This is a genomic window from Alphaproteobacteria bacterium (genome assembly GCA_024244705.1).
Lineage (GTDB): Bacteria > Pseudomonadota > Alphaproteobacteria > JAAEOK01 > JAAEOK01 > JAAEOK01.
The window spans coordinates 99,546-113,698 of sequence record JAAEOK010000098.1; the positions used below are offsets into that span (position 1 = coordinate 99,546).

The following is a 14,153-nucleotide window of genomic DNA, read 5'->3' on the forward strand; positions in this document are numbered from 1 at the left end:
CCGCAGCGCGTCAAGGCACGTCGCCGTCGAGGGCCTCGTCCGGCACCGCCATCAGGCCCGGTCCATCCGTCCACAGCAGCGCACAACGTATTGATTTGGAAGGGTAAATTTCCCTCAACAGAGCACGATAGTTGGCCATCTGCGAGAGGTAAATCGGCGGGATATCGGCAATCTCGCGAGGCGGCGCTCGATTGGTCTTATAGTCGACCACCAGAACCTCTGTTTCAGTCACCGCGAGGCGATCGACCCGACCGCTGACTACCCGGTCGCCGACGATTCCGGTCAGGGCAACCTCGGCGCGCGAGCCCGGTGCAAAAAGCGGCGCGAATTGGGGATCATCGAGGACGGCCAGAGTTTCCGCAACAATCGCAGTGCGCACCTCCGGGTCGAGATCGTCGCCACGCCGGGCGAGCCAACGCCGGCACAACGGGGCGCGTTCCGCTGGCGCCGTCTCGGGCAGCAGCTCGAGCAGCTTATGGATAAGCAGGCCGCGGCGAAATATGTGCCCGCCGTCGGCCAGCGGCGAGACCAGCCCCGGTTCCGTGCCGTCGCCCCGCGCCGGCGCCAACGGCCGCGGCGGCGACGGTTCGGCGGGAGGCAGGGTCGTCACCCAGTCGGCGATTGGTGTCGGCTCCATTGGACCAACCGCGTCCGCCGTCTTTTCCGCGTCCGCCGTTTGCTCGGTTTCGATATACAATCCGGCGCCGTCACCGACCGGAAACGGGGACCCCACCGGTGGCGCCATTCCCGCCCTGGCCAGCTCGTACCAGTTGCCGGCAGGTGCCGCGCGCCGGGTCTCCCAGCCGCAGATATAGAGCCGGTCTTCGGCCCGGGTCATGGCGACGTAGAGGAGGCGGCGATATTCTTCGATACGCCGCGCGTCGGCCTCGCCGCGAAGTCGGGCGGCGATCGCTTCGTCGTCGGCTTTGCGGGGCGGCCACAGCACGACGTCGCGGTCCCAGAACAAGCGCACGCCACGCTCGCTCGGCACCTGCAGGGTATCGGGCAGGATGACGATCGGCGCTTGCAGCCCCTTGGCGCCATGAACGGTCATGACCCGGACCTCGTCGCGCCGGCCCTGTTCGAGCTCGCGCTTGACCTCGCTCGACCCGGCGCCGAACCACGCCAGAAACCCTTGCAACGACGGTGGATGACTGCGCTCGAAGACCAGCGCCAGGGAGAGGAACTCCTCTATCGCATCCGCCGCCTCGGGGCCGAGCCTGGCGAGCAATCGCTGCCGCCCGCCGCCGGAGCCGAGGAGCCGGGCATAGAATTCAAACGGTGGGACAAAATCCGCTGTCGCCAGGAGTTGCGCCAGGCGACCGTGTGCCGTCGCGAAGTCTTCGTTGTCGGCACGGCGCGCCGTCAGTTCCGCCCACAGCGTGCGGTCGCCACGCCCGGCCGCCAAATCATAGAGCCGCGTCTCGCTCAGCTCGATAAGCGGGCTCCTGAGGACGGTCGCCAGCGTCAGGTCGTCGCCCGGCAACAGCAGGAACGCGCCGAGTGCGACCAGGTCCATGACCGCGAGCTGCTCGTTCAGGATCATGCGGTCAACGCCGGCGACCGGGATCCCCCGGTTCTTGAGTTCACGGACCATGCGGGCGACGAAAGAACCGCGGCGGCGAACAAGAATCATGACATCGCCGGGCCGCACGGCGCGGTCACGGGCCGGCAAGCGCTCGCCGGTCTCGATCCAGCCGGCAATGCGGTCCGACACCATGGCCGCGACGCGCTGTTCCGGATCGGTTTGGACGTGACTGTCGACCGGCGGTGCCCAGGCTTCGATCTCGGGATCTTCGGGAGGTGCCGCCGCGGGCCACAACTCGACCCGGCCGGCCTGGCCGAGGCGCGATGGCCGATGACCGAGAGTAAGACCGGGGCCGACGACGCCGTCGCGGGCAGTATCGTGGGCAAACACGGCATCGACGGCGTTGAGAATAGCGGCGGCGGAACGAAAGGAGATATCCAAATCAACCTCATCCCACGCCTGCCCGGCGTGGCCCACCAGCTCGGCGAACCGGGCGCGGTTGGCGGCGAAGCCGGCCGGGTCGGCGCGCTGGAAGCTGAAGATCGATTGCTTGGCATCGCCGACCGCGAAAATCGTGCGCGGGCTTGCCTCCGTATCGCGCGTCTCGCCGGCGAAGAAATCCCCGGCCAAGGCGGCGACAATCTGCCACTGCTCCGGATTCGTGTCCTGCGCCTCGTCGATCAGAATGTGGTCGATACCCTCGTCGAGCTTGTACATCACCCACGACACGGCGCCGGCGTTGCGCAGCAGGTCCCGGGTCAGCAGGACGAGGTCGTTGTAGTCGAGTGCCGCGCGCCGCGCCTTCAGGACATCGTAGGCATCGAGGATCGCACCACCGACGCGGATCAGAGCGGCGGTCGCCGACACCGTGCGGTGTACCCGCCGCGACGCCTCGACCGCTTCGATGCGATCCGCTTCGGCGCCCAGCACCGCGTCCGCCTGGGGCGCGCGCGATGCCGCCTCCTTGCCGATCAGCGTCTTGCGCCGCGAACCCGCTGCGGTCAGGAAGGCGGCGACATAGGTGTCCCAAGTCGCCACCCGGTCGTCGCGATCGCCGAGCCAGGCGGCCACCACCGCGCCCCGCCCCCGATCGGTCTTGGTGCTTTCCATCAGCGCGGCGGCGGCGGCGGTCAGTGCCGGGCCGTCGACGGCATCGTCGCGGCACGCGCGCCGGAGAACATCGGCCTCGGTTTCGGTCGGCGGCACGCCGAGTCGCAGGTAGAGATCGCCGATCAGGCGTTCGGCCCCGCCACGACCGGCGACAAGATCGCGAAAGCGGCCACGTTCGGCGCTCAGCGATTGGATGAGCTCATCGAAACGGTTTTCGTGGGCGACACCGCTCAGCACGCCCATGGCCTCGGCCAATCCGCCGTCGTCGCCAGCCGCGGCAAGCAGGAATTGCGCTTTGGCCTCGTGCAGCACTTCCGACGCCGTGCGTTCGTCGAGGACCTCGAAATGGGGCGCAATGCCGGCCTCGAGCGGGAAGCGGCGGAGGATCGACTGGCAAAATGCGTGGAGCGTGTCGATTTGAAGGCCCTGTGGGGCATCAATGCCGTCGGCGAACAGACGGCGCGCCGTTGCCATCATCCCGAAGTCGGGGGTCAGTCCGGTCAGGTCGGTCAGCGTCGCAGCCAATTCAGATTCGTCGATGACGGCCCACTCCGCCAATTGGCGGTTGATGCGCAGCGCCATTTCGGCGGCCGCCGCCTTGGTGAATGTCAGGCAGAGGATCCGGGACGGTGCGGTGCCGGCCAGCAGCAACCGCAAGACGCGGTCGGTGAGCACCTTGGTCTTGCCGGTGCCGGCCGAAGCGGTGACCCAGACCGAGGCGTCGGGACGCGAGGCGCGGCGCTGATCGGCGTTGGCGCGGAAGATTGGATCGGCGGCATTCATGGCTCGCCGACCGGGGCGCCGACCGACCATTCGAGGACCCGCGCCAAATGGGCATAATCGTTGTAGCGCGGCGCCGCCATCGGCCGCGGGACCGGCAAATACGGCGTTTCCGGATCGTCGAAGCGGCGGACGAGGGCAATCAAGCCGGCGCGCGCCGCGGCCATCGCCGCCTCGGGGTCGCCGTCGAAATCGCGGATCGTGCCGGCCGGTGCGCCGCCGCCGAGCTGCCAATAGGCAAGTTCCCTAGCCACCGCCGCGGGCACACCGTCGAAGCCATCGGCCGCGGCGATGACTGCTTCGAGCGGCAATTGCGGCGCCAACCCGGCGCGCATCTCCCGAACTTGCGGTACCGACCCGGTCTTGTAATCGATGATCGCCAGACCGCCGTCGGTGAAACGATCGATCCGGTCCGCCGTCGCCCGCAGCTCGAACGGCGCGATATCATCGGTCAACTCCGCCCTACCCTTGACCTCGGACCGGCTATCGGCGACCCGGACCCGCCGCGCCGCCTCTTGGCCTATGAACCAGCCGGCAATGCGTTCGAAGCGCGGCCACCAGAAGGCGCGCACGCCGGGACGGTCGCGGAAGGCACGAAAGCTGGCCTCGCCGATCTCCAGCAGGCGATCGAGTGCATCGTCGGGAAGCGCCGCGGGATAGGCTTTGAGGAATCGGTCGAGCGCATCGTGGATAATCGTTCCCCGGTCGGCGGCGTCGGGCTCGGCGTCGATCGGGTCGAGTGGCCTCAGCCGCAGGATATGGCGGGCATAGATCGAATAGGGATCGCGCAGCCAGCTCTCGATTTGGGTCACCGACAGCGATCGCGGACGCGTCGCCACCGGCGGCCGCGGTTCCGGCCGTGGCTCCGGGCGGTAGGCCGCCGGCCGGTCGAGCTGCCGCCACCACTCGATCAGGTGCCCGGCGCGGCGGAGCCCTGCCGGATTGACCCCGGCACGGCTGAGCGCGACGTCGAGCCGGGACAGCCAACGCGATTCGACCGTCGGCGTGCCGTCCACCCGCTCGGCCCGGGTAAGGAAGACCTCGGCGGCGCAGAACGCCTGGCAGAAATCGTGGGCCGCCAGGCCGATCTGGCGTTCCAGCGGTGGCAGGCCGAATTGCTTCCGCATTGGCCGGCTCATCCACGGATCGGCGCGCACGTCGGCCGGCCACGAGCCCTCGTTCAAGCCGCCGAGGACCAGGCGGTCGACCTGCTGCAGCCGGGCCTCGAGCGGGCCCCATATCGCCAGCCGAGGGTGACCGCCAAATCGGGGCCGGACGACATGGCCGGCCATCAGCGCGTCGAGCAAGGCGGGGTATTCGGCCCCGGCCATGGTGGGTTGGCCGGCCGCCGCCGCGGCCAGTTCGGCGACAAAGTGGGCCGCCGCCTCCCCCGTCTCGCCCGACCACAGCCGCGCCGCACCGCTCTGCTCGGCACCAGCGGCAAGCCATTCGGCAAAAGCGACATGCGCGTCGACCAATTTGGCGAGGCGAACGCGGCGGCGGCCGACGGCGCGGACAAAGGGCGCGCCACCCGCCTTCAATTGGGTCAACCAGCGACGAAGGTCGGCATAGCGCGGTCCCCTCATCACCCGCTTGAGGCCGTCGAAGCCCGGCGCCGGGCGTGGCCCGCGCAGGACCGCCCGTTCGAGCTCGCGCGCACGGGCGCGGAATGTCTCGGGTGCCACGCCGCCCGCCGCCAACGGATGCTTGAGCACCGCCAACAGGTCGACCGGGGCGAGGTCGCCGGCGGCCATCCGCGCCGTCAGACGGAGAAATACGCCGACCGGTGTCAGCGCCAGCGGAATCCCCGCCGAATCGTCGACCTTGACGTCCCAGCGCAGCAATTCAGCCGCGACCCGGCGCGCCAGAACGCGATCGGCGGTGACCAGCGCCGCCGTCTTGCCCGGGGTATCGAGCACCTCGCGCAAGACCAGGGCGGCGACCCCGGCCTCCTCCTCCCCGGTCGCGCAGTCGACACGGAAAACGCCTTCGAGAGCCGCCGCGGCGGCGGCGCGGTTGATATCGCCGGTCGGCGCGGCGGTGCCGGCGGCCGGGCGCAAGGCCGCGCTTACCAACGCCGCCCGCGCCGGAGAGCCGGTGGCGTCGACCGCCCCGGGCCAATCCGCGACCGCCTGGCGGGCAACGCCGATGTGATCGAGCAGGCGTGCCATCGCCGCCTGCGGGTGGGTCGCCGGCAGCTCGCTCCAATCCGTATCGTCGAGGTTCGGATCGAGGCCGGGCAGGACGACCGCGCCGCGCGGTAGCCCCGCCACCACTTTGATGAGGTCCGCGGTGGCCGGCACGGTACCGGTCGACCCGGCGGCGATCACCGGCGCCGGCGGCGGCGATCGGCGCCACAGCTCCGACTGGGCCTCGAGCAGGCGATTGCGCCGCGTCGCGGCATCGATCTGGCCGTGTTGGGCGAGAACATTGGGCCAGTGCCGGGTCAGCAGGCGAAGAAACCGCAATACGACCTGCCAATGCGCCGCGTAATCATCGGGCACCAAGTCTTCCAGCCGGTCAAAGCTCAGTCGCTCGATCTGGACCTGATCGAGGAAGCGGGCGAGCTCGGCCGCCAGCCGGGCGCCCTGGTCGGCGGTCAGCGGCCGGTGACCCGTCGTGCCGCCTTGGCGCGCCTTCTTCAGCCCCTTCTGCTCGGCGCCGATCAGGCGGCTGAGCAACAGGCGCCGCTGCAGATCGCCGATCGCCGGCGGCACTTCCAGAGCGATGTCTTCGTGTAGGTCGGCGGGCTCCAACCACAGCGCGTCCTCCTCGACATCGCCGATCGCCGAGAGCCGTGGCAGCAAGGTCGGCCGGCCCGCGCTCTGGCGCAGGAATGCCTCGCTCAGGGCGCGCACGGCCCGGCGCGTCGGCACCAATACGACGGTGTCGGCGAGCCGTTCGGGATGACCCGCGGTATCGGCCAGGAGGCCCCGCGCCAGCGCATCGGCGAACGAACACCACGGCGGAATGGTGTAAACCGCTGGTGCACCGCTCATGGCAAGGCGGCAAGCCGGGTTTCGGCAAGGGTCAGGGCGGCCGGTGTGCCGACGTGGAACCAGGCGCCGTCATGGACCAGGCCGTGGAGCCGGCCGGCATCCTCGGCCCGGTCGTAGAGCCGCTTGAGCGAAAACGGTGCGACCGCGACGCCGGCGAATAGGCGAGGATGGAGAATCTGAACGCCGGCGAAGACGAACGGCGCCGCGGCGCCGTTGCGTGACGCAAGACGGCCTGAGGCCGCCACCTCGTAATCGCCCTTGCCGTCGTAGCCCCAGGCCTCGGCGACCGGTACAACGAGGAGCAGCGCATCCATCAGTGTCTCGTCCCATGACGCGGCGAGGCGGCGGAGGGTCGGCGCGGCGCCATCGGTCCATAGCGCGTCGCTGTTGACGACGAAGAACGGGGCGGCGCCGAGCAGCGGCAATGCGTTTGCCACGCCGCCGCCAGTGTCAAGCAATTCGCTTTCATGGCTGATCTCGACACCGGGTGCCTGCCGCCCGGCGAGACGTTCTTCGATCTGTGCCGCCAGGTAATGGGTATTGACGATGGCCGATTCCACGCCGGCGGCGGCGAGATGAGCCAGCACGCGATCGACAAGCGATATACCGGCGACCTCGATCAGGGGCTTGGGTAGCGTCTCGGTCAGCGGCCGCATCCGCTCGCCGCGCCCGGCCGCCAGCACCATCGCCCGGGCCGGACCGGTCATCGGCTTTGGCACGGCGGCGGCGCGACGTGCAGCGTCGGCGGCACCCGTTCGTCGATCCAGCGACGCAGCTCGGCGAGGGCGGGATGGCTCAGATTGCGCTCCAACAAGCGCCAGACACGGGGAATATGGCGCAGATAGATCGGCTTCCCGTCGCGCCGGTCGAGGCGGGTGAAGATCCCGATCACCTTGGCGTGTCGCTGAGCGCCGAGCACCGCCATACTGGCGGTGAAGGCGTCGCGGTCGAGCTCCGGGAAGGCTTCGAGGTAGCGCGCGTGCATGGATTCGATCAGTACGCCCGATATATCCCGACGGGCATCCTCCAGCAGCGACACCAGATCGTAGGGACAGGGTCCGATCACCGCATCCTGGAAATCGAGCAAGCCGCAGGCGGCCAGCCCTTGGCGGCGGTCGACGCGAAGCAGGTTGTCAACATGGTAGTCGCGCAGGACCAGCGAATCCGGAACGCCCCGCGCCACTGGTAGCATCTGGCGCCACAAATCGAGATAGTCGCTGCGGTCGGAATCGGTGACCGGCGTTCCCGTCACCGCCGGCAGGAACCAGTCGACGAGCAGCACCGCCTCGTCGAGCAGGCGCCCATCGTCGTAGGGCGGAACCGGGGCGTCGACCGACCCCGCATGCCGGTGCAGGGCGATCAGAACGTCGGTCGCCAGCGCGTAGAGGTTGGTCTCGTCGCCACCCTCGGCGAGGACGCGGGTAAAGGTCGCGTCGCCGAGGTCTTCGAGCAACAGGAACCCGTGCTCCGCATTCTCGGCCAGAATATCCGGCGCGCTGAAGCCGAGCCGGCGCAGATGGCGGTCGACAACGACAAACGGGCGGACATCTTCCTGCGGCGGCGGCGCGTCCATCAGCATCGCCATGGCGCCATCGTCCTTGATCAACCGGATATAGCGCCGGAACGAGGCGTCGCCGTCGAGCGGCCGGCGTCGGGCCGAGCCCCAACCGGACGCGGCGAGGAAGCGATCGATGAGCTGTGCGCGGGGTGTCACGCCGGCGCATCCGCGATGATCGGCTCGAGCCGCCGCGACCACGAGCCGGGGCCGGACAGTCGCATCGTGCGGCGATCCGTGTCGGCATCGAAATCGAGCTCGATCCACAGACATTCCAGTGGCAGTGACACGCCCAGACGCTCCGGCCACTCGATCAGCGAGACGCCGCCGGCGAACGCTTCTTCGAGGCCGATTTCGAGCGCCTCGCGCGCCGATCCGAGCCGGTAGAGATCGAAATGCCACAACGTGAAGTCCGCCACATCATAGGTCTGGACCAGCGTAAAGGTTGGACTCGGCACGTCTTCGTCGGCGCGACCGAGGGTTCGAACGACGGCGCGCGCGAAAACGCTCTTGCCGCTACCGAGGGGTCCGGCAAGGGCGATCACGTCACCGGCTTCGAGGCACGGCGCGAAGCGGCGCGCAAAGTCACGGGTGGCCGCTTCGTCGACGAAAACCAGTTTGGCGATTTGGTTCGTTGGCATTGCCACCTGTGCGCCGAGCCCGATTTCCGGCCCATCCATCCGCCGCTTGGCGGCTTCCGGACGGGCCGAATCGGTGCCGCCGCGCGGTCTTGGTTGGTTCGTCCTTCGCGCCCCATCATCCGGTCCGCCAACGCCATGTCAAGCCGGGCACATCGCGCCGATGGTGCCGTTACCGCGTGGTTCGGCGGGACGCCTCTCAAGGTCCGGCTGCATGCCGGGGATGTGGTACGCGGCCCTATCCGCCCCGCCGGCGGGGTCGTCATCGTGTCTCGGCGATGAGCCAAATTTCGAGCCCGACCAATCTTCGGACAATTCGTGGATTCTGGCGCTACGCCGCCGCACTTGAACCCGGCTCTATTCGTTGCGCGAGAAAATCAACAAACACGCGAACCTTGGGCGCCAGATGCCGGTTGTGGGCGAAGACCGCGTGGATCGGGGTGCTAGGCGGTATCAATGGAAAGTCTTCGAGCAAGGGCACCAGATGCCCACGTTTCAGGGCGTGGCCGATGATCCACGTCGGAACCATGATGATCCCCAGCCCGGCGAGGGCGGCGTCACGCAGGAATACGACGCTGTTCGCGTTGAGGCATCCCGATATCGGCACGTCAATCACACCCCGCGGCGACTGGAAGCTCCAACGGTTCTTTCCCAATTGAGTGCGGAATGACAGACAACTATGCGCTTCGAGCTCGCTGGGATGCCGAGGCGTGCCTCGCTTTGCAAGATAGGCGGGGCTGGCGCACAGCACCGAGCGGCTCATCGCGATCTTGCGCGCGATCAGGCCGGAATCGTCCAGATGACCCATACGTATGGCGAGATCGATGCCACTGTCGACGAGATCCATCGCGCCGGCGCCCAAAGAGAAGCGAAGCTGTATCGCGGGATAGCGGTCGAGGAATTCCGGCAGAATGGGCGCCACAAACGCGACCGCGAAATCCGCTTCCGCGGTGACGTGCAGGCGACCTGACGGCGTGTCGGTAAGCCGGCTCAACGCCAGTCGAGCCTCGTCAAGATCGGCGACGATGCGACGCGCGTGTTGGAAATACATGTTGCCGGCCTCCGTGAGGCTCTGCTTGCGCGTGGTGCGGTGGAAGAGGCGCGTTCCGAGTTCGCTCTCCAACTGGGATACTTGGCGGGAAACCGAGGACGGCGTGATGCCAAGGAAGCGTGCCGCCGCGGAAAAGCTCCCGTCTTCGACGACACGAACGAATAGCGGCATATGCGAAAGTTCGCTCATTTATGATATATTCGCATATATCTTTTGCGTTCTTCGATATTTTTCATGGAATTCGAATAGATCATGTTACGGCGTGCGACTCAACCGGAATCATGAAAGGAACATCACCAATGTCTGCCAGGAAAACCAAACCCATGATCGGTCTGCGGGAATTCGCCGCCGCCATCGTGATCGGGGTCTTTGCGATCGCACCGGCCACCGCATTCTCAAAATCGATCACCGCCGTCGAGCACGAAATCGGCGTGCCGGTCGACGACCTGAATTGGGTGCCATTCGCCGGAGGGACTGGACAGATGGCGCTGCTTTGGGAAAACACGGATAGCGGTGAGTATGCCATGCTCCTGAAGTTGCCGTCCGGTTGGACCCCTGGGGCGCACAGTCACAGCGCGGCCTATTACGGCGTCACCCTGCAGGGAAACTGGGTGCATACCTTCGGCGATGGCGACAGCAGAACATTGCCGCCGGGTTCCTATGTCGTACAACCCGGCGAAGCGGTGCACGACGACGCCTGCGCGGGCCCGGAAGACTGCATCCTCCTCATCCATCAGCACAAACCGTTCGACTTCACGCTGGCCCATGCTGCCACTGACTAGTCGAAACCTCCGACATTTCCCCGCGATGGGTCCGGTCCCGGGGGAATGTCGGCTTGTGCCGAAGCGCTGTCCGCTCAGTGGCGCCACCTTTGCGACAAAGCGCGGGCGGGGCACCGGAATCGGTTTGCCCCCATGGGTGGCGATGCAACCAGGCTTCGAGCCGTACTTAACAACCATCGAGCAAAGAGCCTGCAATAATCCTATTGACAGGATTGCGTAATAATATAACTAATATGTTATGGAACAATTAGGTTATATAAATCCGCAGGCGAATCTCGACGTGGTGTTTGCCGCGTTGGCCGACCCTACGCGGCGGGCAATATTGTCGCGACTTGCCGACGGTGAGGCTTCGGTGAATGAGATCGCAGCACCGTTTGAAATAAGCCAACCAGCGGTCTCTCGGCATCTGAAGGTGCTGGAACGGGCAGGGTTGATTGAGCGGGATGTTGACGAACAACGCCGCCCAGCGAGATTGAAGGCTGAAAACTTGGCGGTCGCCGTCGACTGGCTGGCCGAATTCAGAGCTTTTTGGGGGACCAGCTTCGACCAGCTCGATGAGGTCCTGATGCACATGAAACAAGCCGCAGCAAAGGATACAGGCGATGAGTGAATTACCCGAGTACCTGCTTGACCGAGTATTCGATGCGCCCCGTGAAATGGTCTGGCGAGCATGGACCGACCCCGAATTGCTCTCGCGTTGGTATGGCCCCGGGGTAGAAACGATCATTCATGAATTTGATTTGAAACCCGGTGGGATGTGGCTCAACGAGATGAAATGGGGGGACAAATCCGATCTTAGCAAAATCGTATTCCAAGAAGTCGTGCCGGAAGAGAAGCTGGTTTGGCATCACTCTTCCACAGACTCCGATTGGAACATCATCACCAATCCCATGATGACGGACTGGCCTCGTGTGCTGTTGACGACCGTGACATTCGAGGACCTGGGCTCCAAGACCAAGGTGCGGCTGACGATGGTGCCCATCGAAGCGACCGACGCCGAAATCGCCTGTTTTGCCGGGGCCATGGCCGGTATGGATAAGGGCTGGGGCAGCGGCTATTCAGTACTGGATGAGCTGTTCGCAGAGCTACAGGCCAAAAATACATAGCTGAGAGCGAATGCTGCTCGGTGCACCATGTGTTCCTGCCGAATCAATTCTGTTGCGGGTTGGGCGAGGCGGTCCGCGAGGCGCCGTCCGAAACGACGCGATCCTACCGTCTCGCCAAGGCCGGACCCCTCAGCCGACGGCCGGTATCGCCGTCGGCGATTCGTCCGTTGCCGACCGCGGCGGATCGTCCGGCAGGACGCAGGTCACCGTCGATCCCTCGCCCGGCAGCGAACTGATCTCGACCCGCCCGCCGTGAAGCTGGACGATCTGCTTGACCAGCGACAGCCCTAGCCCGACCCCGGCGGCACGACCGTCCGGGGTCCTGCCGCGCTCGAATTTCTCGAAGATTTTTTTCTGATCGGCGGCGTCGATACCCATTCCGGTGTCGGTGACGCCGATCGCCACTTGGTCGCCGTTGCGCCGTGCCGATATGGTGATGCGGCCGCCGGCGCCGGTAAACTTGACCGCGTTGCTGACCAGATTCATCACCGCTTGCTTGAGACGCCGCTCGTCGCCGACGATGTGTCCGAGATCCGGGGCGAGATCGAGGTCGAGTTCGGAGTTCGCCTGGCGCGCCCATTGGGTGCCGAGATCGAGAGTGGCCCCGAGCATGGTCGCCAGATCGATCTCGCCGAATTCGAGACTCAGCCTGCCGGCCTCGATCATTGACAGGTCGAGGATATTGTCGATCAACGCCAGTAGGCCCTGCGACGATTGCAGGATGCCGCCGACATATTCCTGTTGCCGTTCGTTCAGCTCGCCATAGAAATTCTTCTCGAGGATCTCGCTGAACCCGATGATCGTATTGAGCGGCGTGCGGAGCTCATAAGAGACATTGGTCAGGAATTCGGTCTTGAGGCGATCGGTGGTCTCGAGCGCTTCGGCCTTATCGCGCAAGGCTCGTTGAACGCGAGAGGAATCGGTCGAATCGATATAGCTCAATAGGGTTCCGCCGTCGGGCAGAGGTACGAAGGCGAGATTGAGCACCGTGTCGTCGGTCCGTTCGAGTTCGCCGGAATAGACTTGGCGATCGGTCACCCGGGCGACCACCCGTTCCTTGTAACTGTCCCAGTTTTCCGTCTCGATGAAATGCCGGGAGCGGTCGACGACCTCGCCAAAATGGGGACTGCTATCGAGGAAACTTTCCGGCAAGTCCCAGATGCGGGCAAAGGACGAATTGAACAATTTGATACGACCGTCGCCGCCGACCACCGCCACCCCCTCATAGAGATGGTCGAGGGTTTCTCGCTGAACGTCGATCAGGGTGTTGTAGGACCGTTCCAAGGCCAGCCGGTCGGTGACGTCCTCGTATAGAAACAGCAATCCGCCAAATGGATGGGGCGTCGTCAGGGTGCGCAGGGTGCGGCCGTCGGACAAATGCATCAGGTCTTCGACCGGGTCGATAAGGGTCATGAACTGGCGTTCCTGCTCCCTCTTCCAGGCCAAAAAATCGGCGAATTCCGGCAATCGCCGCCGCACCCGCAGCGCCTCCAAAACCTCGCCCATGGATGGCTCGGCATAGAGAAACTCGCCGTCGAGTCCCCACAGATTGACGAACGCGCCGTTGAAGAACTTGAGCCGCTTGTCGGGGCCGTAGATCGCGACCGCGGTCGCCATGTGCTGCAGCACCTCGCCATGGGCGTCGACATGGCGTCTGAGCTCGACGCTTGCCTCCTCAAAGCCGGTGTGGTCGATCGCCAGACCAAGGACCATCGATGTCCCGGTCAACGGCTGCTCGGTGATTTCGAGCAAGCGGCGGGAACCGCCGATGACGACGTGCTGGTTCTGCGACAACGGCGTACCCATGTCGCGCGCATCGTGCGCCAGCGCCTTGCCGCCGTTCTCGATCGCCGCGGCCGCGATCTCGCGCCCTTCGGCGACGACCTGTGCGACGCTGTCGGCCTCGACCGCGGCGACGTAGGCATCGTTGCAGTCGATGATCGACAGCTCCTTGTCGCGGCACCAGATCGGAAACGGCAAGGCGTTCAAGGTTTCGCGGAGGATATCCCGCTCGACCACCGCATCATGGCGCAAACGGAATTCGTCGCTGATGTCGCGAACCCGAACAACATCGACCTCGCGATCGACGGGGATCGCAACCCGTCGACCGACCAGCGCGAAGCGGCGGTCGTTTTCGCCTTCGGTGCCACGCGCATCGAGCGCGAAGCCGACGCCGTCAGCGCGCAACCGGTCAATGGCGCCGCCAAGATTTGCGCCGTCGACGGTCTCCAGCGACCGGCACAGGGCGGCCACATCGATCGTTTCATCCGAACCCAAACCGAGCAACGCGCCAAGCCCTAAGGCCGTGACCCCGCCGTCGGGGCGGAATACCAACAGCGCGTCTTCCGGCGATTCCCGGGTGAGCGCCGCCGAGGCCAGTGGGATGAGCAAATCCCCGTGCTTGGACAAGCGTCGCGCGCTCACCGAATAGGCCGAGACCGCCGCGACCGCAGCACCGACCGCGAGCAGCGAGAGCAGCCACGGCGCGGACACACCGCCATCGGCTGCCGCGGCGGGAGCGGAGAACAGCAGGAACGGGGCGGCGAAAGACAGCACGCGCCGCATCGTGATGGCCCATCGAGCGTTTCGTATCACGATGGCCAG

General features: G+C 66.0%; 10 protein-coding genes. 3 read left to right on the forward strand and 7 right to left on the reverse strand.

The window, feature by feature from the left end; all coding sequences use genetic code 11:
* Positions 1 to 10: 10 nt before the first annotated feature.
* The 6 genes from addA to GY791_18510 form a co-directional block, all read right to left on the reverse strand.
* Complete coding sequence (addA, locus tag GY791_18485; GenBank protein ID MCP4330415.1) at positions 11 to 3,421, reverse strand: double-strand break repair helicase AddA; 3,411 nt, start codon at positions 3,419 to 3,421, stop codon at positions 11 to 13.
* Positions 3,418 to 6,417 (reverse strand): double-strand break repair protein AddB, encoded by a 3,000-nt coding sequence (addB, locus tag GY791_18490; GenBank protein MCP4330416.1) that lies wholly within the window; start codon positions 6,415 to 6,417, stop codon positions 3,418 to 3,420. Before addB ends, addA begins: the two co-directional genes overlap by 4 nt.
* Positions 6,414 to 7,124, reverse strand: a complete 711-nt coding sequence (locus tag GY791_18495; GenBank protein ID MCP4330417.1) for a nucleotidyltransferase family protein — start codon at positions 7,122 to 7,124, stop codon at positions 6,414 to 6,416. The genes addB and GY791_18495 overlap by 4 nt, the downstream gene beginning before the upstream one ends.
* On the reverse strand, positions 7,121 to 8,245 hold the full coding sequence (locus tag GY791_18500; protein MCP4330418.1) for a phosphotransferase: 1,125 nt from the start codon (positions 8,243 to 8,245) through the stop codon (positions 7,121 to 7,123). Before GY791_18500 ends, GY791_18495 begins: the two co-directional genes overlap by 4 nt.
* Entirely contained in the window at positions 8,128 to 8,613 is a 486-nt protein-coding gene (gene tsaE, locus GY791_18505; GenBank protein ID MCP4330419.1) for a tRNA (adenosine(37)-N6)-threonylcarbamoyltransferase complex ATPase subunit type 1 TsaE, read from the reverse strand. The genes GY791_18500 and tsaE overlap by 118 nt, the downstream gene beginning before the upstream one ends.
* 328 nt (positions 8,614 to 8,941) lie before the next feature.
* Positions 8,942 to 9,850, reverse strand: a complete 909-nt coding sequence (locus GY791_18510) for a LysR family transcriptional regulator (GenBank protein ID MCP4330420.1) — start codon at positions 9,848 to 9,850, stop codon at positions 8,942 to 8,944.
* 110 nt (positions 9,851 to 9,960) lie between these two features.
* Here GY791_18510 and GY791_18515 point away from each other — a divergent pair, with 110 nt between their 5' ends.
* The 3 genes from GY791_18515 to GY791_18525 all read left to right on the forward strand — a co-directional run bounded on the left by GY791_18515 (position 9,961) and on the right by GY791_18525 (position 11,549).
* Positions 9,961 to 10,443 (forward strand): DUF4437 domain-containing protein, encoded by a 483-nt coding sequence (locus tag GY791_18515; protein ID MCP4330421.1) that lies wholly within the window; start codon positions 9,961 to 9,963, stop codon positions 10,441 to 10,443.
* 238 nt (positions 10,444 to 10,681) lie between these two features.
* Complete coding sequence (locus GY791_18520; GenBank protein MCP4330422.1) at positions 10,682 to 11,053, forward strand: winged helix-turn-helix transcriptional regulator; 372 nt, start codon at positions 10,682 to 10,684, stop codon at positions 11,051 to 11,053.
* On the forward strand, positions 11,046 to 11,549 hold the full coding sequence (locus tag GY791_18525) for an SRPBCC domain-containing protein (GenBank protein ID MCP4330423.1): 504 nt from the start codon (positions 11,046 to 11,048) through the stop codon (positions 11,547 to 11,549). Before GY791_18520 ends, GY791_18525 begins: the two co-directional genes overlap by 8 nt.
* Before the next feature lie 129 nt (positions 11,550 to 11,678).
* On the opposite strand, the gene GY791_18530 is transcribed toward GY791_18525, so the two are convergent.
* The gene (locus GY791_18530) at positions 11,679 to 14,114 is read right to left on the reverse strand and encodes a PAS domain-containing protein (protein MCP4330424.1); all 2,436 of its coding nucleotides are present in this window, start codon (positions 14,112 to 14,114) and stop codon (positions 11,679 to 11,681) included.
* Positions 14,115 to 14,153 lie beyond the last annotated feature (39 nt).

What these genes read in the sequence shown, in the direction of transcription:
- addA (MCP4330415.1), bottom strand. Translation starts at nt 3,421, where the DNA reads ATGAATGCCGCCGATCCAATCTTCCGCGCCAACGCCGATCAGCGCCGC.
- addB (MCP4330416.1), bottom strand. Translation starts at nt 6,417, where the DNA reads ATGAGCGGTGCACCAGCGGTTTACACCATTCCGCCGTGGTGTTCGTTC.
- GY791_18495 (MCP4330417.1), bottom strand. Translation starts at nt 7,124, where the DNA reads ATGACCGGTCCGGCCCGGGCGATGGTGCTGGCGGCCGGGCGCGGCGAG.
- GY791_18500 (MCP4330418.1), bottom strand. Translation starts at nt 8,245, where the DNA reads ATGTCTGTGGATCGAGCTCGATTTCGATGCCGACACGGATCGCCGCAC.
- tsaE (MCP4330419.1), bottom strand. Translation starts at nt 8,613, where the DNA reads ATGCCAACGAACCAAATCGCCAAACTGGTTTTCGTCGACGAAGCGGCC.
- GY791_18510 (MCP4330420.1), bottom strand. Translation starts at nt 9,850, where the DNA reads ATGAGCGAACTTTCGCATATGCCGCTATTCGTTCGTGTCGTCGAAGAC.
- GY791_18515 (MCP4330421.1), top strand. Translation starts at nt 9,961, where the DNA reads ATGTCTGCCAGGAAAACCAAACCCATGATCGGTCTGCGGGAATTCGCC.
- GY791_18520 (MCP4330422.1), top strand. Translation starts at nt 10,682, where the DNA reads ATGGAACAATTAGGTTATATAAATCCGCAGGCGAATCTCGACGTGGTG.
- GY791_18525 (MCP4330423.1), top strand. Translation starts at nt 11,046, where the DNA reads ATGAGTGAATTACCCGAGTACCTGCTTGACCGAGTATTCGATGCGCCC.
- GY791_18530 (MCP4330424.1), bottom strand. Translation starts at nt 14,114, where the DNA reads ATGCGGCGCGTGCTGTCTTTCGCCGCCCCGTTCCTGCTGTTCTCCGCT.